This window comes from Paenibacillus xerothermodurans (assembly GCF_002220865.2).
GTDB classification, from domain to species: domain Bacteria; phylum Bacillota; class Bacilli; order Paenibacillales; family NBRC-103111; genus Paenibacillus_S; species Paenibacillus_S xerothermodurans.
The window spans coordinates 72411-93374 of sequence record NZ_NHRJ02000003.1 but is presented as its reverse complement, the minus strand read 5'-3'; the positions used below and the strand labels follow the sequence as shown (position 1 = coordinate 93374).

Here is a 20964-nt window from a genome sequence, read left to right as displayed (position 1 = left end):
GTTTGTCTCTGATGCAACTTTACTTACTCATCAACACCATATTTCTAATTATCAATATCTTTCTCTGTCTTGCAATCATTTTTGCTGATCAACGCAATGTGGCCTCGACCTGGTCGTGGGTTTTCCTTCTGATGGTGTTTCCTGTCGTGGGCTTTTTGCTGTATTTCGTTTTTGGGAATAATTTCGGTAAAGAAAAATGGTTTCAGACGAAACAAGAGGCCGATCCCGCACTGCATCAACTGGTGCAAAAGCAGATTCGCTTAATTAAGCAGAACCAAATAGGTAAGCAGCACCAGATAGGCTATCAGGACCCGTCCATATCGAAATATCAGGATATCATTTATATGAACCTGAATAGCGATGCCCCCTTGACACAGGATAATCGCGTGGAGATTTTTACACATGGCGAGGACAAGTTCGACGAGCTGCTGCGATGTATCGAGAAAGCGAAGGATCACATTCATGTCCTGTATTATAAAGTACGAAAGGACGAACTAGGCGGCAAAGTCATGCGGGCCCTGACCAAGAAAGCCCAAGAGGGCGTCGAGGTCAGATTTTTGTATGATAAAATTGGCTCCCCCGGCCTGTCCCGGCGATTTTTTGCTGAATTACGAAAAGCGGGCGGGGAAGCCCGGCCTTACGGAGCAACGAAAGTGCCCTATGTTCACCCGGCCATCAACAATAGAAACCACCGGAAAATCGTCGTCATCGATGGCGAAACCGGCTTTATCGGCGGCTTCAATATCGGCAATGAGTACGTTGGCCGCGGTCGTAAATGTGGGCATTGGCGCGATACCCATCTAAAACTCACCGGCACTGCGGTACATAGCCTGCAGGCGAACTTTTTTCGGGACTGGAGCCTTTCAGCGAACAAGTGTATCGCATTTGCGCCAAAATACTATCCAATGCCGAACCAGCCCGGAAACGCAGCGATACAAATCGTATCCAGCGGTCCCGATGCCAAATGGCATCACATCCAGAATGCTTTTATCAGGATGATCCATGCCGCGCGAGAGAGCGTCTATATTCAAACGCCTTATTTTATTCCGGACGAAAGCACTCTAAACGCATTGAAAACTGCGGCTTTATCCGGTATTGACGTTAAACTTATGGTTCCGGCCGACTCAATGCAAAAAATGGTACAATGGGCTGCTCAGTCATATTTGAGCGAATTAATGGCTGCAGGCGTGCGGTGTTATTTTTATCAAAGGGGATGTCTCCACGCCAAAACGATTGTTGTGGACCGTAAGATTGCTTCCGTCGGCACATCCAACTTTGATATCCGCAGCTTTCAGCTGAATTTTGAAGTGAACGCCTTTATTTACGATCCGCCCACCGCCGGGCGATTGCATCAACTCTTCCTTCATGACTTAATCCATTGTTACGAACAAACAGCTGCTGACCACGTGCGCCGTTCTCCCTTTTCTAAATCTATGGCCGCGGTTATGAGATTGTTGTCTCCGATAATGTAGCACAGCCCTCACCACTAAATGTAAGTGCTCTGCCTTGATCAGGCAAAAAAAGCCTGACGGGATCAGGCTTTGGTTCAAACTTCGCCCGCGCTGCCTACTTTGCCGTAGACATAGGCTTCTGCTCCTTGTATTGCAATTCGTAGAGCCGGTAATAATAGCCCCGCTGTGCGAGCAGCTGATAATGGTTGCCGATCTCGCGCACTTTCCCTTTATGCATAACGATGATTTGATCAGCATGCTGTATCGTCGACAGGCGATGGGCTACGATCAGAGTGGTGCGTCCTTCCGAAATGCTGTGTAGCGCATCCTGAACAATTAATTCAGTTTCCGTATCAATGTTCGAGGTCGCCTCATCCAAAATAAGAATTTGTGGCCGGAAGGCGATTGCACGGGCGAAGGAGAGCAGTTGGCGCTGACCAAGAGACAGATTGACGCCTCTCTCCCCTAATCGCGTCTCGTAACCCTGCGGCAGATGTCGCACGAATTCATCCATATGCACCATCTTCGCAGCCTCAACTACCTGATCATCGGTGATGTCGCGGTTGTTCAGCCGAATATTGGAGCAAATGTCACCTGTGAACAGGAATACATCCTGCTGTACGATACTAATGCAGCGCCGCAGTTCATCCAGCGGAATCTCTCGGATGTCGACGCCATCCAGTTTAATACTGCCTTTCTGTATGTCATAGAACCGGTTGATGAGTTGAATGATCGAGCTTTTGCCTGCTCCCGTCGCGCCGACGAAAGCAATGGTTTGACCAGGCTGAATGGTGAAGCTGACATCCTTTAACACCCAATCTTCGTTGTTGTACGCGAACCACACGTGCTCGAATGTGATTTCGCCGCGCACCTGCTTTGGCAGTTTGATTGGGGCTGCGGAATCGGTGATAGTCGGCCGTTCATCCAGCATGTCAAAGATCCGTTCCGCGCCGACCATCGCGGTCTGGATTTGATTATATTTTTCCGCCAAGCTCATGAGCGGCTGGAAAAACTGCCTGACATAATGGGTAAACGCATAGACCACGCCAAAAGTGATAGCTCCGTCAATCACGTTAGCCCCGCCATACCAGAGAAGCAGCGCTATAGCCAAATTACCGAGAAAGCCAATCGCCGGCTGAAAGATCGAGTTAATCACTGTGCCCCGCATCCCTGCCCGGTAATACTCGGAGTTATGATGATCAAACTGCTGCCACTGCCGCTCCTCACGTATGAACAACTGCGTGATGCGTATGCCGGACAAATTTTCAGCCAAAAAAGAATTCAACCTCGACAAAATAACTCGTGAGTTGCGCTGGGCTTGCCGTATGACTCTGCGATACCAGAATGTAAGCACAGCAAGAAAGGGTATGACGGCGAAGGAGAGCAGCGCCAGCTTCAGACTCAACTGCAGCATGATGACGACAATGCCGGCCAAAATGATAATATCCTTCACGAGGTTAACGACAACCTGAGAGTACAGCTGATTGAGAGCCTCCGTATCCTGTGTCACGCGCACCACCAGTCGTCCTACCGGGTTGCGGTCGAAATACGACATCGACATTCGGCTAAGATGGGTAAACAGCTGATCTCTTATGTTATATATGATCGTTTGGCCCGTGTACTGCAGCAAATTGCTTTGCAAATAGCTCAGTATCGACGCCGTGGCCACTGTCAACAAAAACAAGATACCCAGTGGGATGAACCCTTGGTAATCCTGCTCCCGAAACAACTGCACGGCGCCATCCTCAAGCGGCACCGCCGCGAAGGTCTCCCCGTCCGCCACAACGCGGGCGGCTCCAGCTTCCGTTGCAAGCGCCGGCACGGATTGCTGGGACGGCAGCCAGCCGGAGATCATGTAATGCCGTCCATCGATGAGCACAATCTGCCGCCGTTCCATGCCTGAAGGCAATGCGGCCACGTTTGCGTCCTTCGCTTCTAGTCGCACGTATGCCCGGCTTTCCATAAGTGTGACAGGACCGTACGCCTCGAGCTGCGCTGCCTGGCTGCCGTCTGCAGCAAGCATGGGTTTATGCAAACCGTTGATGTGACCGTCAATCGCCACCTTAATTAAGTAAGGCCGCGCCAAATCCGCGACAACGATAACAAACGCCAGCACAATGCACAGCAGCACCATTTTCCAATAGGGCAGTGCGTACGCAAGCAGGCGGGTTAACAGCTGAGAGTCCTTAAATTTCTTGATGTCCTGCTCTGAGTGGATATTCATGCTCCCGCTCCCCCCTGCAGCAGCTTCGCGCGACCCAGCTGCTCTTCATCTCGTCCGTCCTGCCGCTCCGCTTCCTGATCCAGCAGCTGCTTATGGTACATGTCGGCGTATAGTCCGTTGCGGCGCAGCAGCTGCTCGTGCGTTCCTCGCTCGACGATCTGTCCTTCATCCATCACCAAAATTTGATCCGCAGCCTGCACGGAGGAAATCCGATGGCCGATAATAATTGTGGTTCGCTTGTTCATAACCGACTTCAAGCCTTCCAATATCAGATCTTCCGTGATCGTATCGACAGCCGACAAGCTGTCATCGAAAATCAGGATCGACGGCCGCTTGATAATGGCTCTCGCGATACTGACACGCTGGCGCTGCCCGCCAGACAATGAAATTCCTCTCTCGCCGAGCGCGGTATCGAATTGATCGGGAAATTCAACGATATTTTCATATACCTGCGCCACTTTGGAAGCTTCAATCACCTGTTCATCTGTATAAGGATGCGGATCAAATCCGATATTATCTCTAATGGTGGAAGAGAATAAGAATTGATCCTGCGGTACGATGCCGATTTGACCGCGCAGTGTACGCAACGGAACTTCATGAATATCGTGCCCGTCAATGAACACAGTGCCTCGCGGCGGGTTATACAACCGCACCAACAGGTGCACCAGCGTGCTTTTCCCGCTGCCGACCCGGCCCACTATCGCCAGGCTGCTGCCCTTCGCGACTTTTAAGGAAATATCCTTTAATGTCGGGCGATCCGCTTCAGGATAAGCAAACGTCAGGTTGCGTATTTCGATCTCCCCGTCGATGTGATTTATCGCCTGATCGGCCGCGATATCATCCACTACTTCCGGCTGTGTCCGGAAAATCTGTAACAACCTGTTTTCCGACGCCGTTCCCCGCTGCAGCAGGTTAACGACCTTGCCCAAATTTTCAATCGGTCCCATGAGCAGGGACAAATAAGTGTTAAAAGCGACGAACTCGCCGAGCGTGATCACGTTTTGCAATACCATAATACCGCCAAGCACAACAGACATCATGAAGCTGAACCCAATAATGCCGGCGCTCAGCGAGGTGAACAAAGAGTTGGACCGCACGTATCTTCTGTTCATATCGACAGCATGCTGATTATCCCGGGCAAACAGGCCGCGCTCCTCCTGCTCCTGAACGAACGCCTTCACCACTCGAATGCCTGCGGTAAACTCCTGCACCCGGCTTGTTAAATCCGATACGGCGGCCTGCACATCCGCAGATTGCTGCTGAATCCGTTTGTTAAAACGGTACGCCAAAATGCTCAGCAGCGGCAAAGGCAGCATCGTGAGCAGCGTGAGCAGCGGATTGACCGACGTGACCATCGCGATCACCGATATGACGATGAGCAGCACTGCCTCCATGATGTTAAAATAGCCCTGCATGGTTACTTCCCGAATCACGTTGACGTCGCTTATCGCGTGCGACATTAAATCGCCTATCCGTTGATTGTTGAAGTACTGCGCGGAAAGCTTCTCCCAGTGCCGAAACAGCTCCCCTCTTACCCGCATTTCCAGTGTCCGGGCCAAGCGAAACAAATAAATGCGGCTCGTCGACCGAAAAAAAGCGATTCCAAAACCTGCCGCAGTCATCCACAGAGCAAAAGAAACCGTCTCGCCGTATGCTAAATTCGAGCTTTGTAGTTTGTCGGTGAATTGCCCTAATAACCACGGTATAAGCAGCTGAAGAAGGCTGGATATGGACAATAATGCAAACCCCATCAGATATGCCCACCGGTTCCGCTTCACATGGTTCCAAAAAATATTGCTTGTCTCCATCCGATCCCCCCATGCTTTCTGGTTGAACAAAGCTATTTTTTGTTGTTTCCGTCCATCACACTGCCAAAGCTACTTAAGATTACCGCGATTAAATTCAACATGCCATGGATTTACTTATCTCAAATTATGGACTATTTTACTTTTTCGAAATACCAAATATGAATCTTTTGGGCACCGCCCGATACCCACTGGTGCAGTTCCCGCCAGCTAAAACTTGCGCTGGGCAATCCAAGCCCCGCCGAACCGGCTGCTTCGGTAAGTCTCTCTTGTTTCAGCCGGTCATACTCGTCCCGCGAAAGCCCATGCCATATTTCCACGAACAGCCCCGGCTGATCGGCTCCTTCGTACACCTCCAACTCAGCATGCTTCGCCCGCACCTCTGCCAGCCACTCTGAATAAGCTGGTGTGTGTTGGGGTAATATTTGATATTCAACAAACACGATAGGCAATTTTTTCACTTCCTTCACTTTATTTTCAATCGTAAAATGATAAAATAAAGAGCAGCTACCAGTTAGGAGTGACAATCCATGGACAGCGGTACGCATCTAGTCATTGGCTTCGGCTTGGCCGGTTTGGCCTACATCGATCCCATCGTCGCATCGAACCCCGCAGTGGCGACAGCCGTGCTTGTGGGCACCGTCGTTGGATCGCAGGCACCCGACTTTGACACCCTGCTTCGGTTTAAAAGCAACGCATCGTATATCAAAAACCATCGTGGGCTGTCTCATTCACTGCCCGCTGTCGTAATTTGGACGGGACTTATTACTTTGGCGCTCATGCTGGTGTTTCAAGGGCTGCCCGTCGGACATATCGCGTTATGGGTATTTGTCGCCGTGGCGTTCCATGTGTTTACCGATCTGTTTAATACATACGGGACCCAGGCCCTCAGGCCGTTTTCACACAAATGGGTGTCGTGGAATATCATTCACATTTTCGATCCCGTCATCTTTCTTTCCCATATCGTAGCGATTTTCACGTGGTCTGTCCATCTTGCACGGCCTCAAATTATATTCCCGTTGCTGTACGCATTTTTGGCGGTCTATTATGTTTGGAGGTCATGGCACCATTACCGATTGGAATCTCGCTTGTATCAGCAGGACCCGCAATACGCGGACGGCGACCGTTACTTCTTGATTCCGACATTCAACCTGCAAGCCTGGCAAATTGTTAAACGGCGCTCGGACGGCCATTTTATCCTGGGAGAATACCGTAACAGGCGGATACAGTGGGTGGACGAAGTGGCCTGCGCGGTGCATCCGGCGGTTGAGGCTTCGAAACTGCACAAAAACGTCGCAGCGTTCTTGTATTTCAGTTCGTTCGCGTGCGCCGAATTGCGCAGTCATGAGTGGGGATACGAGGTTCGTTGGGCGGACGTGCGCTATCGCCATCGCAAGCAATACCCCTTTGTGGCTGTTGTATTGCTCGACCAGGAACTTCAGCCGATAGATTCATACGTTGGCTGGGTGAGTGAAACGAGGCTTGGCAAAAAACTTCGGGCCAATACGTAATAACAAAGGCAGCGCATTCAATACGGTGGCCAGCTGCGCGGACATGTGCGGTGAACGGAGCCGACAGTTAAATCGTGAGGCGTAACTTAGATTGCACGGGCTGCTGAAGCAGCCCTTTCTTTATGACTTCACGCTAAACATATGTTATTCTGAGTGAAAAGCCCAAGGGCGGGCCCTTGAGCTTTCTATAATGAACCCATTACATCGGCTAGCGCATTTGCCCCATTTGTGCCATTTGAGCCTGCTGCGAGCTAGCAAGCTGCATCTCAGCCATTTGGACCATACGGCGAACCATGTGTCCACCGATCGCTCCTGTATCGCGAGTTGCCATGTAACCATAATAGCCGTCTGGAGGCATTGCAATTCCTAGTTCTTGTGCAACCTCGTACTTCAATTGGTTCAGCGCTTGGCTGGCTTGGGGTACAACCAGAATGTTGTTACCGCCGCCGCCGCCGCCTCCGCCGCCGCCGCCACCTTGTCCTCCCATAGTGGTGAGCTCCTTTCATTTTTGAATGAAGATCTGTGATGTATTTGCAAGCTTGCAAACTTATTATGTGGTGCGGAGCAAAAAGTATACGCACAAGTGCAGATGTTTTGGTTGTCAAACTATCATATCAGAAAGGCGGAAACACCTGGATGAACAAAGGACTAGCCCTCTTGTTTGCCGTGCTCGGCACCCTGCTGCTGGCTGGCGTTAGCTATGCCATCGCTCTGGGCAGCGTGTGGCTTGTGCTGCTGTTCGCGGTACTGTCTGTCACGTTTATCGGTTTCGGATTTATCATCAAAGCCAAGCTGCGAAAACGGAGCGAACGCTGAGCTTCTCCAGAACAACATAAGAGTCTGTGCGGTGACCGAGCCTACCGAACCGGTGGCGGACTGCCGACAGACTCTTATTTTTGGTTTATTTCAGAGTACCAAAAATCCCATTTTCTCTTTCGTTCGGCGAAGCATGAGCTCCGCCTGCTCCGACGCACGCTGCGCCCCTTCACGCAGGATGTTGTGCAGCTCTCCGGAGGCGCGTATATCGCGGTATCGCTCTTGCAGCGGCTGCAGCAGGGCGACAACTTGCTCTGCCAGGTCCTTTTTAAATGGGCCATATCCCTGTCCCTCGTACAGCGCCTCAACTTCTGCGATTGACTTATTAGCACATTGAGCGTAAATGCTAATTAAGTTGCTCACTTCGGGTTTGTTTTGCGGGTCGAATTTGACTTCACGGCCGGAGTCGGTAACAGCACGGCTGATCTTCTTACGAATTACATCCGGCGGATCAAGCAGGGCGATGAAGCTGCCCTGATTGGGGTTGCTTTTGCTCATTTTCTTAGAGGCGTCGTCCAAAGACATAATCCGCGCACCCAGCTTCGGAATGTAAGGCTCGGGAATGGTAAAGGTGTCTCCGAAGCGCTGATTGAACCGCTGAGCGAGATCTCGGGTCAGCTCCAAATGCTGCTTCTGGTCGTCTCCCACCGGTACCAGGTCGGCGTTATACAATAATATGTCCGCAGCCATCAGGGAAGGATACGTAAATAGACCGGCGCCCACCGACTCTTTGCCTGCGGATTTATCCTTGAATTGCGTCATCCGCTCCAACTCGCCCATGTAGGTCAGCGTTGTCAGCAACCATCCGAGCTCAGCATGCTGGTGAACATGCGATTGCAGGAACACGGTAGATTTGGCCGGATCAATGCCAGCAGCTATATATAGCGCTGCGACCGCTTCAGTCTGCTCCTTTAGAGCCTTGGGCTCCTGGGGTACGGTGACCGCGTGCAGGTCGACGACCATGAAGTAACAATCGTGTGTATGCTGCAGTGCAGTGAAGTTCTTTAACGCTCCGATATAATTTCCCAGCGTCAACTGTCCGCTGGGCTGCATGCCCGACAATACTCTTTTCATCGTTGTGTTTCCCTCCTATTGGTTTGTGCGCTAGCTGGCTTAATACTCATTGTTCGCTACGCCCGCAAGCTACATTGTTACAACGCAAAAAAGCCCTTCGCAAGGGACGAAGGACCGTGGTGCCACCCTAATTCGTAATCCACCGTGTAACGTCCGGTGAAAAACCTCATTGCTCCCGTAACGGAGGAGTGCCGGAAACAGCCTTAGACCGAGCCTGCCTGCACGGCCGTACAGCCGAGGTGTGCCCGCATCGTTCAACTGTCAGCTCCAGGACCCATTCAACGCCGACTATCTACCGGTTCACAGCGGCCACCGGCTCTCTGAAAGAATCGAAGTCGTCTACTTGTTCCTATCATCGCTTGTTGTGTTATTTGCACTGCATTGGCTTTGGAAAAACCTTTGTTTCATCATAAACAATGGTTGATGTTCTGTCAAACAGCTGTTCCCGTGGGCGATATGGCGGATTTCTTGCGGGCACGCGGATCCGCATGTTTCTCCGCTCGCAATGTCCTATATCTGCCTGCGCATGTCCTACATATCGGCCATACGACATAGACATTAATAATAATTACGATGTAGAAAGGGAGAAATGAGCTTTGCGACAAACCGTTGAACGCGTCAGTACAAACCTGCTTGCCGTAATTTGCCTGGTGTTGTTATTTATGATTTTTACGCAAAAACAGCCTCCGGATCTCAGCTTTTTCAACAGTCCCGACGTGCAAAGCTTCAAAACACTTTTTCTGAGCATTATCCTGGAAGCATTTCCTTTTATACTGCTTGGGGTGCTGGTTTCCGCCGTGCTGCAAATCTTTGTCTCTGAGCAAACCATCCGCAGGCTTGTGCCCAAAAATCCCGTGCTTGGCATTTTGTTTGCTTGTTCTGTTGGACTCATTTTTCCGTTATGCGAGTGCGGGATGATCCCAGTGATTCGCCGATTGATGTTAAAAGGCATGCCCGTTCACGTCGCGGCGGTGTTGATTTTGGCCGGTCCGATCATTAATCCGGTGGTGTACGTATCAACCTTCATGGCTTTTCCCTCCCGGCCTGAGATCGCGTATTCACGCATGGGACTCGCGTTTCTAGTCTCGCTGATCATCGGGCTGATCGTCTACCGCTTTGTAAAAATCAATCCGCTGCGTGAGGCGCGCTCGTCCTCGCATACATACACCTTTCATGCGCATGCAATCGGCTCTCACAGTCACATACATCATACGGCTCCGCACTGGCATGATGAGCGTCAGCCGTTCGAGCAGGCCAGTTACCTCGATGAGAAGCTCCACGGCCGTACTCATGTGAACGAGCAGGGCCATCATCATCGCGTGCTCAACACGCGCGAGCATCGCAGTCACGAGCACCGCGGTCACGACCACCACGGCCACTACCAGCGCGGGCACGACCGCAGCAGTCACGATCACCACGGCCACGACCACCACGAGCGCGACCACCACGGTCACGACCACTCCAGCCGCAGCGGTTTAGCGGGGAGGCTGTCTGGAGTCCTCAGTCATGCATCGGACGAATTTTTTGACATGGGCAAATATCTTATGCTCGGCGCGCTGATTACAGCTGTGATCCAAACGCTCATTTCACGGGAAGATCTCGTCTCTATCGCCCAAGGCGAGGTTGCGTCACATCTGTTTATGATGGCATTTGCGTTCATATTGTCGCTGTGCTCCACATCAGATGCATTCGTGGCGGCTTCATTCGGCACAACGTTTGCTGCCGGCTCACTGCTGACGTTCCTCGTATTCGGTCCGATGTTGGATATCAAAAGCGTGCTGATGATGCTGTCGGCGTTTCGCACCCGGCTCGTAATAACACTCTGTGTCCTGATAGCGGTGGTGGTGTTCACCTGCTCTTTGTTGTTTGAGCAGTTATCCTTCGTCTGATTTATAACCTTACCTCCCACGGCTAGCGCTGTAGCACAGTGCTGCTCGTATATAGGCCGGGAGTCTGTTGCCAAGCAACACTGCCGCATATGCAGCCGGACTCTCTTTGCTCAATACTGTTTCACCCATGGCTGTGGCAGTCACCTTTACTCGGGAAAGGAGCGTCTTATTATGAATTCGCGTCTGGCCAGCTTGCACCATTGTATCAAAGCAGCCATCCTGTTCAGCTTCGCTATGTATATCGTCTACCTCGTGAAGACGGATAACATTGTGTATTATATTGCCCCTCGTATGACGGATTATGTGAAGTGGTCCGCGTTTGGATTTTACCTTATCGCCGTATATCAAGTCTATCGGGGGTTCCGTGCTTTTTCTGGCTCTTCCGAGGCGTGTGACTGTGGGCATGATCATGCCCCTTCAAGCTCACTGTGGAAGAACGGAGCCATCTACGGGTTGTTCTGCTTTCCGCTGGTTCTTGGCTTCGCGCTCCCCGAGACCTCGCTAGGAAGCAGTGTGGCCGATAAAAAGGGCATGAACTTGAGCAGTGCAGGCTTAGTGAAAAAGGAAGGCACGACAGCGCAGTCGCCGCCCGTGAAGCCGGCGCCCGCCGCCTCCGCGCCCTCCCCGGACCCGAACAGCTCATCCGGCCAGTCCGGACAAACAAATCAGAGCGAGACAGTGGCGTCCGCAGCTGAGTTGGATGCATTATTTCCATCGGATAAATTTACAGAACACTATGCGAAATATGCAAAGCAGCTGTACCAGTCTGATATCGTTCGTGTAAAAGATGAAATGTATATTGAAACATTGACGACACTTGATTTGTATCAGGATCAATTCACGGGCAAAAAGCTGGAACTGACAGGCTTCGTCTATCGCCCGGAGGATATGAAAGATAACCAGTTCGTGCTTGGCCGCTTCTCGATACAATGCTGCTCCGCCGATGCAGCGCCTATCGGACTGCTGGTGGCGTATGACAGAGCGCAAAATTTCAATGCAGACGAATGGGTGACCGTGACCGGGACGATCCGCAAAACCAAATTCAACGAAATGGACATCCTCATGCTGCAGGCAGAAAAAATCGCCACAGCCGAGCCTGCTAAAACCCAATATGTTTACCCTAATCCCAAGTTCGGTACGTGACCCGCAGCCAATCACCCGGAATGGCATTTTGCATGGTAGTCTAACCTTATTCTGGTACAATGTAAGCGCAACCTACACGCGGAAAAACGATACACAAAGGAGCCTGATCTCATGTTAAAACAAATCGACTGGCAGGGAACTCCGGCTTATGTATTGGAAAACGACCACCTCACTGTTTCCATCTGTCCCGCAATCGGAAATAACGTGTACAGCGTGTGGGACAAAAAGCTGCAGCGGGAAACGCTGCGCTGCCCGGGCAGTCCCGCCACGTTAGGAAAAGAACATGTGCAATACGGCACCCCCATCCTGATGCCGCCCAACCGTATTCGCGACGGACGCTTCGAATTCGAAGGGCGGACGTATCAATTTGACGTGAATCAACCGGCGACGGGCAACCATATCCATGGGCTTGTCAAAGACCAGCCGTGGACGGTGACAGAAGCCGGCGAACGGGAGGATGGACAGTTGTTCATCACGTCTGTCCTGGAATTGGGGAAAGATCCGGAGGTGCAGCGGCAGTACCCGCACCAGCTAACTTTAACGGTGACCTATGTGCTGGACGGCTCGAAATTAACCCACAGCTTGCTGGCAACGAACCATGGGCACAATAGTGCGCCGTTCGGATACGGTCTGCACACCTGGTTCCAGCTTGACGGTAAGCCGGACAATTGGCAGCTAACGCTGCCGGTCGACGGCATCTGGGAGCTGGATGATGCCAACGTGCCGTTAGGTCACATTACCCCGCTCGGCCAGTATGACAAGCTGCCACACGGCGACACACTCAAGGGACACAACATGGATACAGTGTTTCAGATTGGCGGCAACCCATGTTCCGCGGTTTTGGCAAGCAAGGATGTGGAGATCCGTTACGAGGGCTCAAATTTATTCAAACAGTGGGTGGTATACACCAAGGGTGATGTACATGATTTCATATGCCTGGAACCCTACACTTGGGTAACCAATGCACCCAATATCAGTGCACCGGCTGACGTGACCGGATTTCGAACCATTGAACCCGGCACCTCATTGGAATTGGACGTCACTTTGGAACTCATGCATAAGTAAAGGAGGATAAGGGCGAGGGGGCTGAACCGAAATCCCCGCCTGCTGCAGCAGCTGGCGGGGACCACGACCGATAAAATATGAAGTATTGCAGGCATGAACTAAAATGAGTGCTAATTGCTCTTAAAGTCTTCTCTGTTTCTGTTCGTTCTCTCCCAACAGGCTCGCCATGTTATAATTCGATTCGAAGGCGACGCTCGTACACAGCGTGTTCTTGCGCATCGCGAACTCAAATAAGATTTCGCCATGGGTCCACCGCTTCAGCTTGAGCGATTCGACAGCCGTTCTGTAAAAGCTTTGGAGCTGTGTCTCGGATAATCCTGAGTCCATCTTCTGCATTTCGTTCCCTTTGCTCTCGAGCGGAAACGCTCTTACTCCGAACTTGCCTACCACATTGTTGCGAATTTGTACGAATACCGTTCCTGATGTCAGTTGTGCCAGCTCTTCTTTGATCTCCCGGAACACAATATCCAGTTGTCTTGCCAACGGCACGTGGTCTAAAATCATTATTTCCCTCCTCTCTCGTGGCACATAATATTTGTTCACAGCCTATAGGGCTGTAGTCCTATTATATTTACTTAATATGCAAGAATCAACATGTATTTACAATTTTTAGAATAATTCTGATTTTTCTACATTTTGTTACAATAGCAGACATGTTTTTACCCTCCTTGTTGCGTAGAAGTGCCTTTTTTGTAGGGATAGTCCGCCCTGTTCCTCATATCAGCGTGCTGCCCGTCCGCCTTTCTCCCACAGATACGAAACCATTACACGAATCTAATTTTGGGATAAAATTAATTAGTTCTATGGACCCCCGGATGGGCATTTATAATGGCACTTTCCCCTCACATGGTTGTCAGGTCGACTAATTCGAAGAGAGCTGTCGTTGATGTTAAGGTGACATTGCAAAAAAAACGGAGGGGCCATGCCGGCCCCCCCACGCAGTGCATTTTTCTATGTAGGTTGGTGGGCGCAAGTCCAACCGTACAGCAGCCGAGCATCGGCCAAGGGCCTTTTCCGCTATTGGGTAGCCTGCAGAAATTCCCGAACATCCTCCGCAGTTAAATCCAGGGCGCGCTGCCAGAAGTCCGGTTTGCGCAGATTTACCCCAAGATGCTTCTCGGCCAGCTGCTCAACCGTCATTCGGCCGGTATCTCGCAAAAGAGCCACATATTTATCCTCAAATTCGCCCCCTTGGCGCACTGCCTCAGCGTAGATGCCGGAGCTGAACATATATCCAAACGTGTAAGGAAAGTTGTAAAACGGTACGTCCGTTATGTAGAAATGCAGCTTTGACGCCCAGAAATGCGGGTGATACTCAGCTAAGGAATCGCGGAACGCCTCGCGCTGCGCTTGCTCCATCATTTCGTTGAGCTTGTCTACGCTGACCAGCCCTTTGCCGCGTTCCTCATAAAACCGGGTCTCGAACAAAAACCGGGCATGAATGTTCATGTAAAACGCAACCGACCGCTGAATCCTATCCTCAAGCAGCGTGAGCCGCTCCTCCTCACTGGAGGCACTCTTGATCGCCGCGTCTGACACCACCATCTCAGCAAACGTGGACGCCGTTTCCGCGACATTCATCGCATATTCCTGTGCCAATGCGGGCAGATCATTCATCACATGTTGATGGTAGCCGTGCCCCAACTCATGGGCGAGAGTCGCAACATTGGAGGCTGTGCCCGCGTAAGTCATGAAAATGCGAGTCTCCTCCGCGATCGGAAAAGAAGTACAAAAACCGCCGGGCCTTTTGCCCGGCCGGTCCTCTGCCTCAATCCAACGGGACTCAAACGCGTGCTCAGCAAAGTCGGCCATGTTCGGACTAAATTCCCGGAATTGCTCCACGATCAACTTCGCGCCTTCATCGTAACTAAAATGCTGGCTGCCCTGCCCTACGGGAGCCTCCACGTCATACCAGCTCAACCGTTCTAATCCGAGCAGCTTCGCCTTGCGCTGCAAATACTGCACGAAAATGTCCTTCCCACGGTCAATCACGTCCCACATGGTGTCCAACGTCTCCTTGGACATGCGGTTGATCGCAAGCGGCTCCTTAAGTGTATCTTTCCACCCACGCCGCTCATACAGCCTCAGCCTGAAGCCTGCCAGGTGGTTTAACGCATCGGCACAGTAATCGGCATGCTCCGACCACTCCTTCTCCCACAGCTTAAACAGCTGCTGCCGCACAGCCCGGTTGGGATGGTGCATCTTATTCGCCGCCTGGCCCGCCGACAGCTCTAACGTCCTGCCGTCCTCTTCGAACTTAACCCGGAATTTGCTCACTGTGGTGTTGTAAGCTTCCCCCCAGCCGTGGTAACCGTCGATGGCCAGCTCATGGGCCAGCGTCTCCTGCTCCGGGGGCAGCTTCTCCGCCGCGAGCTCACGGCGCTCCTGCAGCGGAAACGCTATTTCATCCAGCTGAGGACTGTTCAGCATCGATCTCCATGTTGCATCGTCAATCTGCGTGAGCAGCTGATCAAATGTAGTCTGAGCCGAGGCGTATGCCGCCGCGAGCTCTTTGACCCGGCCGGCGAGAAAAATTGCATGTTTGTCAGTCTGATTTTCAGCCGCAAGACATGACACAAACGAGTCTGCTTCCCTCAGCTTTTTGGCGATGGATTGAAGCAGCTCCACCGACTGCATAAGCTCATCGGCGTGCGTAATGTTCGCAGAAGACAACTCGTCAACAATCCGTCTAAATTCTTTTATGTCCGAACCGGTCTGCTGCAAAAACGTTCGAAACTCATCCGAGGCGCTTCCACCCTCAAAAAAAGTTGATAAATTCCACGTCTGAGTCAATGGTGTTTTCATTCAGCATCGCACCCTTTCAGGGAAATTAGATACACTCTCATTAAACCATACTTTACAACATTGCCCAAAATGACCGGCACCGAGTCTGTTGAAATGTTGCTGACGCTATGTTTAAATGTTGACTATAACTTGTGCGGACAGGAGTGAGTACGAATGAAACCATTGCAAATTTCGCCTGAAACAGCTCAAAAGCTCGCTAAACAATTAAATGTCCCATTGGAACATCTGATGCATATGCCACAACACATATTACTGCAAAAGCTTGCCGAACTGAGCAAAAACAGCGCCAACTCACCCGGTCAGAACACCCCGGACTCGGCGAAACGGGAGTCTTGACCATGATTCCTTTTGAAAACACGTGCCCCTACGACTTAATTCAACAGGATGTGTATGTACCGGAATGTCCGTTTTGCCATACAGACAACGTCCTTTTACCGCTGAAACGAAAGGACTTGCCCGAAATTGCCCGCGGCGTGAAAAAGCTGCTCGTCTTTCCTTGCTGCCACAATAAAACTACATTGGTGGACGTCGACACCGACTATCTGCTCGCAAATGAACCTTTGCGGCAGCGGCAATGATCCGCCGCCACAGATTTGCTGCAGCGTGCACCTAGCCGGCGTCTGCGGGCATTGAGCCTCTGCCGTCCGCGGCTTACATGAGGCCCCACACAGGCCCCACACATTACACCGGAGGCCCCGCATGCGCCTCTGTCGTCCGCGCGGGCCCGCATGCCACAGCAAAAAACGCTTGTCGCCGACCCTTATTTAAACTGGGTGTGACGCCAAGCGTTTTTTTATCAGCTAGGTTTTCGTCCGCCTTACCCGCTTTCTCCGAGCATTTCCTCAGGCAGCTCCATGTTGTCCGCCAGCATATGATCACGTAGGGCCGAGCACTGCTCACGCGCAGCACGGATCCTGGCGTCGTCCATGCTGGCGCTGCTCGTTAATCACGCGCCCAAACCATAGACCGCGCCTTTATACTTTTTCAAATGTCTGTTCAGCTCGCCTATTAAATACATGAGCCGTGCAGCATCGACGTCCCTGGATGTTTGGATGTTCGTTTTACAATTATTTGCATTCTGCCTTCACTTGAAAAGCGGCGCGAGCAAACAGCCACTTCCTCTCTGCAGTTGAACATGTATATCACTTTTTATTTACTTTTATTGATAAAATGATGAGCCGGACCTTGAAGACGTTCCAACATGAACTTTTTCAGTTCAGGTTCTACGCCAACTTCCTCCAGCGCCCGCTCCATACAGCCGAGCCAAGCCTGTGCACGCTCCGGTGTTATTTCAAACGGCAGATGTCTGGCACGCATCATGGGATGGCCGTACTTCGCTGAATACAGTGGCGGCCCCCCGAAAAATTGCGTCAAAAACAAAGCCTGCTTTTCCATAACCGGATCAATGTTTTCCGGGAAAAGCGGCCCAATCAGCGGGTCTGCCTGTACCTTCGGGTAAAAAGCCGCTACGATGCGGCGAATCACAGCCTCACCGCCTATCGCGTCAAACAGTGTGTTTTCTTCCCTTGGACTGCTCTGCTCGGACATAATTTGTCATCACCTGTTCTGTATGGATTTCTTCGTTTATGCAAAAAAGGACGCTAATGCGCGCTTAGCATCCGTAACCTGAGAAAATCAACTTGATAAAACCCATGTCAGCTCTCCAAATCTTCCTCGCTGGAGGCCATTAACGTTTCCCTGATGACAAATACAAAAGCACATACGAGAATGCCAGTGATTATACCCATCATAAGGATCAACTCCTAGTCTCATATTGGTCCAATTGTACCATACATCCTATGCAATTTCAGCTATTTCGAGGCGGTCTGTATTAATTTTCTTACCGTAAGAGCCGGCGAATTGAAGCATGTCTGTTCCAGCTGAAACATATATGTAAACAGACGAGCACTATCTGGTATATGTGTATGTCCGCTGGCAAGCCAGCTGATTGATGCTGCATTTTACGGGAGGCTGCCCATGCTGTTAAAACGGTTTTCGCTGCTGCATTTTATCGCTCTTTTCTCGCTCGGCCTGATGGGCTTGATGCTCCTGTTTCCGCATGACGCAATCCGGGCATCGCTCAAAGGATTGTCCATATGGTGGGACGTGCTTTTCCCGGCCTTATTTCCATTTTTTGTTATTTCGGAGATGATGCTCTGCGTAGGCATTGTCCACTTCTTTGGTACCCTGCTGGATCCGATGATGCGGCCGGTCTTCCGCATTCCCGGCATCGGCGGGTTTGTGATGGCAATGGGATTCGCGGCCGGCTATCCCGTGGGCGCCCGCCTCACCGCCCAACTCTGGGAGCAGAGGCTTATTAACCGCGAAGAAGGTGAACGGCTCATATCGTTCACCACGTCGTCCGACCCTATCTTTCTCATTGGGGCGGTATCTGTGGGCTTTTTTCACGACCCGGGACTGGCTGGAATTTTGGCGGCGGCCCACTATGGCAGCGCGGTTCTGCTTGGTTTACTCATGCGGTTTCATGGCTTGCGAGCGAGCCGCAGCGCGGTTCTACTGCCGGACCCATCTGAACAGCAGACGGGCAACATCTGGGCCCGGGCGTTCGAAGCAATGCATAAGGCAAGAATGGCCGACGGACGTACGCTCGGGGAGATCATACCGCAGGCGGTCAAGTCCGGTCTGCAATTGATTTTTGTCGTGGGCGGGCTGGTGGTGTTTTTCTCCGTGATTATGGAAGTAATGACTTCTGCCCATATTATGACGGTATTTTATCAGGGGGTAAACTCTGTGCTTCAGTTATTCAATGTGCCTATCCCGCTTTCCCAGGCCGTTGTGAACGGCTTCTTCGAGGTTACATTGGGCGCCAAATCGGCCGGCAGCGCCGGCGCACAGATCGACCTCGTGCACAAAACGGCGATCGCAGCGTTCGTACTTTCTTGGGCCGGTTTATCCGTGCACGCACAGATAGTGAGCCTGCTGCATCATACCAATCTGCGGTACCTGCCTTTCCTCGCGGCCCGTCTGCTGCATGCTTTTCTGGCTGCCGCAGCGGTGTACATCCTCTGGGAGCCCATGCAAGCATCGCGCAGCACGTTGGCGGCCTATGTCCCCATGTTGGATATGACCGCGCCTGTCACAGGTGTCTGGACTCATTTGGTGCCATGGTCCGGCGTAGTGTTTACCGGTAGCATACTGCTGTTAATACTGCTGTGCGTGATTCATCGCACAATCAGACCGTTTGTGAAGAGTTAAACCTGATCGCCCTCCGCTCGAACCGAAATTGGCCGCCGGAGGCGATTTCCTTATGAAGTCGTGCAAACATTGTAATATTGCATTTTTTTGATTATTATTGAGTTATCATCGCAGGCTCGATGTTTACTATCAAACCAGTATGGTGATTATATGAATTGGACCCAAGCGTTAGCTATGGATATGGTGGTTCCCCGGATGAATTGCAGTCTTATTATAGTGGGGGAAACCAAAGGCGGCCTTCCATTTTGTTATGAAGACAATTTCGTCCTGCAAACCGTTGACGAAAATCAGATGGTGGTTTCGCTGGAATTTCCCGCCGCTTCTCCTTTTGAGGGCTTGCAGCATGTTTGCTTTATCGAAGTGTCATTCCGGGAACGCGGCTTTTTATACTATGGATTTGTCGACCTGCTTCATACGGAGATCGAAGATAACGTCTGCTGGCTGACACTTGCTCCGCCGCAGCAGCTGAAGATGTTCCAAAATCGCAGATTCAACCGGATTCAACTGCCTTCGCCGGCACCGCTCTCCTGCCGAATCTCCGGCGTAGGCAGTGCAGCGGCTGGTGAAGGCATTACGTTTTCCGGAGAGATAAAAGATATTTCGGCCGGAGGTCTGTCGTTTACCACACTAAGCCGCATTTTTTATCCGCTGTATCTGGAGCTAAGCTTTGTTTTGCCGGGTCATCCGCATACATTTATGGTGCACGCTGAGGTTGTGCGTGTGTCGCAATTAGACACCGGGGTCTACCGGGTCGCAGTGGAATTCCGCAATGTCCCTGAAAGCTTGACTCATACAATAGACGGATACTGTACGCGTTCTATCGGCTAGACGCGGTGAAGATGGGATTGTGTTGTACAACCCGCCCGTGCAGGCGCACTGTTAGGAGGAAAACCTTTGAAATATAACGTTATACACCGCGGTGATGAGATCTCCATACAGTTAATGCATACCTTCCACCGTTTGGTTCAGCAGCATGGGCTGATCCATGAGGAGGAACAGCCGGACATTGTGCTATCCATCGGCGGAGACGGAACTTTATTGCATGCCTTTCATCGATATAAAGAGCAGTTGGAAAGCACAGCCTTTGTCGGTATCCACACCGGGCGGCTTGGCTTTTTTGCTGATTGGAAGCCCGATGAAGTCGAGACGCTGGCTGACTTAATGGGAGACAGCGCCCGAAATAACGATCTGCGCGTCGTTAAATATCCCTTGGTAGAAATCCAGATTACGACTCCACAAGGCATTGAGACACAGCTGGCGCTGAATGAATTTACGTTAAAAGGGGTCGACGCGACTCTGATGGCACAGCTTCATATCAATGATGAATTGCTGGAGACATTCCGGGGGGACGGCATATGTATTTCGACGCCGGCGGGCAGCACAGCTTACAATAAAAGCTTGGGCGGCGCGATCGTCCATCCATCGTTGGACGCCATACAGATAACCGAGATCGCGTCCATCAACAATCGTGTATTTCGCACGCTGGGCTCGCCGGTCATTCTGCCACGACACCATCATTGTGATATTTATCCGCGAGCCAATCAGAATATTTTGCTCTCTTTGGATCATGTGTACGTGCAACGCAACGATATCGTCTCCATCCGAGGTATGGTGGCAGCCGGCAAAAAGGTGAAATTCGCCCGTTTCCGCCCATTCCCGTTTTGGAGCCGCGTGCGTGAAGCATTCATCGGCTACGAGCCGATTATGGAGAAGAAGCCCTGACCGTCGGCAATAGGTCAGGGCTTTTTTTTGCGCTTATGTGCCATCCCGGCAGGCTCACCGTTCGAGCGGTCTGGGGGCATGTTGTGGCCAACGAACCGCACGTAGTTCCAATTTGCCGCGTATCTCAGCGCCGGGCAGTGGTATGTTGTGTTCCCGCCTCGGCAGCGACGCCAGTCTGCACTTGCAGCTATTGCTGTGACCATCCCGGCGTGCCCTGCGTGCTCGACAGCTTTCGGCGTTGCG

At 51.6% G+C, this 20964-nt stretch carries 19 protein-coding genes and 1 other annotated feature; of the genes, 11 read left to right on the top strand and 8 right to left on the bottom strand.

Going from position 1 to position 20964, the window contains the following annotated elements:
- Nucleotides 1–11 precede the first annotated feature (11 nt).
- Nucleotides 12–1472 carry a cardiolipin synthase gene (gene cls / locus CBW46_RS07810; RefSeq protein WP_089199463.1) on the top strand — a complete coding sequence of 487 codons (1461 nt, stop codon included), beginning with the start codon at nucleotides 12–14 and terminating at the stop codon, nucleotides 1470–1472.
- A 94-nt stretch (nucleotides 1473–1566) separates the two neighbouring features.
- On the opposite strand, the gene CBW46_RS07805 is transcribed toward cls, so the two are convergent.
- The 3 genes from CBW46_RS07805 to CBW46_RS07795 form a co-directional block, all read right to left on the bottom strand.
- The gene (locus tag CBW46_RS07805; protein WP_089199462.1) at nucleotides 1567–3675 is read right to left on the bottom strand and encodes an ABC transporter ATP-binding protein; all 2109 of its coding nucleotides are present in this window, start codon (nucleotides 3673–3675) and stop codon (nucleotides 1567–1569) included.
- Entirely contained in the window at nucleotides 3672–5483 is a 1812-nt protein-coding gene (locus CBW46_RS07800) for an ABC transporter ATP-binding protein (RefSeq protein ID WP_089199461.1), read from the bottom strand. The genes CBW46_RS07805 and CBW46_RS07800 overlap by 4 nt, the downstream gene beginning before the upstream one ends.
- Nucleotides 5484–5614: 131 nt before the next feature.
- Complete coding sequence (locus CBW46_RS07795) at nucleotides 5615–5950, bottom strand: hypothetical protein (RefSeq protein WP_133253941.1); 336 nt, start codon at nucleotides 5948–5950, stop codon at nucleotides 5615–5617.
- A gap of 60 nt (nucleotides 5951–6010) precedes the next feature.
- Here CBW46_RS07795 and CBW46_RS07790 point away from each other — a divergent pair, with 60 nt between their 5' ends.
- Entirely contained in the window at nucleotides 6011–6991 is a 981-nt protein-coding gene (locus tag CBW46_RS07790; protein WP_089199459.1) for a metal-dependent hydrolase, read from the top strand.
- A gap of 208 nt (nucleotides 6992–7199) precedes the next feature.
- Here the strand turns inward: CBW46_RS07790 and CBW46_RS07785 are convergent, their stop codons facing one another.
- Nucleotides 7200–7478 (bottom strand): alpha/beta-type small acid-soluble spore protein, encoded by a 279-nt coding sequence (locus CBW46_RS07785; RefSeq protein WP_089199458.1) that lies wholly within the window; start codon nucleotides 7476–7478, stop codon nucleotides 7200–7202.
- 149 nt (nucleotides 7479–7627) lie between these two features.
- Here CBW46_RS07785 and CBW46_RS07780 point away from each other — a divergent pair, with 149 nt between their 5' ends.
- Nucleotides 7628–7807, top strand: coding sequence for a DUF5325 family protein (locus tag CBW46_RS07780; protein ID WP_089199714.1), 180 nt, complete (start codon nucleotides 7628–7630; stop codon nucleotides 7805–7807).
- A 90-nt stretch (nucleotides 7808–7897) separates the two neighbouring features.
- Here CBW46_RS07780 and trpS read toward each other — a convergent pair whose 3' ends face one another.
- The gene (trpS, locus tag CBW46_RS07775) at nucleotides 7898–8881 is read right to left on the bottom strand and encodes a tryptophan--tRNA ligase (protein ID WP_089199457.1); all 984 of its coding nucleotides are present in this window, start codon (nucleotides 8879–8881) and stop codon (nucleotides 7898–7900) included.
- A gap of 99 nt (nucleotides 8882–8980) precedes the next feature.
- Nucleotides 8981–9246 (bottom strand) — a binding site (T-box leader).
- A gap of 297 nt (nucleotides 9247–9543) precedes the next feature.
- On the opposite strand from trpS, the gene CBW46_RS07770 reads away from it, so the two are divergent.
- From CBW46_RS07770 to CBW46_RS07760, 3 genes are all read left to right on the top strand, one after another.
- Nucleotides 9544–10770, top strand: a complete 1227-nt coding sequence (locus CBW46_RS07770) for a permease (RefSeq protein ID WP_165842228.1) — start codon at nucleotides 9544–9546, stop codon at nucleotides 10768–10770.
- Between the two features lie 171 nt (nucleotides 10771–10941).
- Nucleotides 10942–11913 (top strand): TIGR03943 family putative permease subunit, encoded by a 972-nt coding sequence (locus CBW46_RS07765; RefSeq protein WP_089199455.1) that lies wholly within the window; start codon nucleotides 10942–10944, stop codon nucleotides 11911–11913.
- Nucleotides 11914–12024: 111 nt separating this feature from the next.
- On the top strand, nucleotides 12025–12978 hold the full coding sequence (locus CBW46_RS07760; RefSeq protein WP_089199454.1) for an aldose 1-epimerase: 954 nt from the start codon (nucleotides 12025–12027) through the stop codon (nucleotides 12976–12978).
- A gap of 120 nt (nucleotides 12979–13098) precedes the next feature.
- Here the strand turns inward: CBW46_RS07760 and CBW46_RS07755 are convergent, their stop codons facing one another.
- Nucleotides 13099–13482, bottom strand: a complete 384-nt coding sequence (locus CBW46_RS07755) for an O-methyltransferase (RefSeq protein WP_089199453.1) — start codon at nucleotides 13480–13482, stop codon at nucleotides 13099–13101.
- Between the two features lie 513 nt (nucleotides 13483–13995).
- The gene (locus tag CBW46_RS07750) at nucleotides 13996–15783 is read right to left on the bottom strand and encodes a M3 family oligoendopeptidase (RefSeq protein ID WP_089199452.1); all 1788 of its coding nucleotides are present in this window, start codon (nucleotides 15781–15783) and stop codon (nucleotides 13996–13998) included.
- A gap of 153 nt (nucleotides 15784–15936) precedes the next feature.
- On the opposite strand from CBW46_RS07750, the gene CBW46_RS07745 reads away from it, so the two are divergent.
- Complete coding sequence (locus CBW46_RS07745) at nucleotides 15937–16119, top strand: YycC family protein (protein WP_089199451.1); 183 nt, start codon at nucleotides 15937–15939, stop codon at nucleotides 16117–16119.
- A 2-nt stretch (nucleotides 16120–16121) separates the two neighbouring features.
- Nucleotides 16122–16361, top strand: a complete 240-nt coding sequence (locus CBW46_RS07740; protein WP_089199450.1) for a hypothetical protein — start codon at nucleotides 16122–16124, stop codon at nucleotides 16359–16361.
- Between the two features lie 571 nt (nucleotides 16362–16932).
- On the opposite strand, the gene CBW46_RS07735 is transcribed toward CBW46_RS07740, so the two are convergent.
- Nucleotides 16933–17331, bottom strand: coding sequence for a globin domain-containing protein (locus tag CBW46_RS07735; RefSeq protein ID WP_089199449.1), 399 nt, complete (start codon nucleotides 17329–17331; stop codon nucleotides 16933–16935).
- Between the two features lie 429 nt (nucleotides 17332–17760).
- Between CBW46_RS07735 and ylbJ the strand changes: the two genes are divergently transcribed.
- From ylbJ to CBW46_RS07720, 3 genes are all read left to right on the top strand, one after another.
- Entirely contained in the window at nucleotides 17761–18999 is a 1239-nt protein-coding gene (ylbJ, locus tag CBW46_RS07730) for a sporulation integral membrane protein YlbJ (RefSeq protein ID WP_089199448.1), read from the top strand.
- 195 nt (nucleotides 19000–19194) lie between these two features.
- Nucleotides 19195–19827, top strand: a complete 633-nt coding sequence (locus CBW46_RS07725) for a flagellar brake protein (RefSeq protein WP_243633221.1) — start codon at nucleotides 19195–19197, stop codon at nucleotides 19825–19827.
- Between the two features lie 66 nt (nucleotides 19828–19893).
- The gene (locus CBW46_RS07720; RefSeq protein WP_089199446.1) at nucleotides 19894–20721 is read left to right on the top strand and encodes an NAD kinase; all 828 of its coding nucleotides are present in this window, start codon (nucleotides 19894–19896) and stop codon (nucleotides 20719–20721) included.
- Nucleotides 20722–20964: the final 243 nt, after the last annotated feature.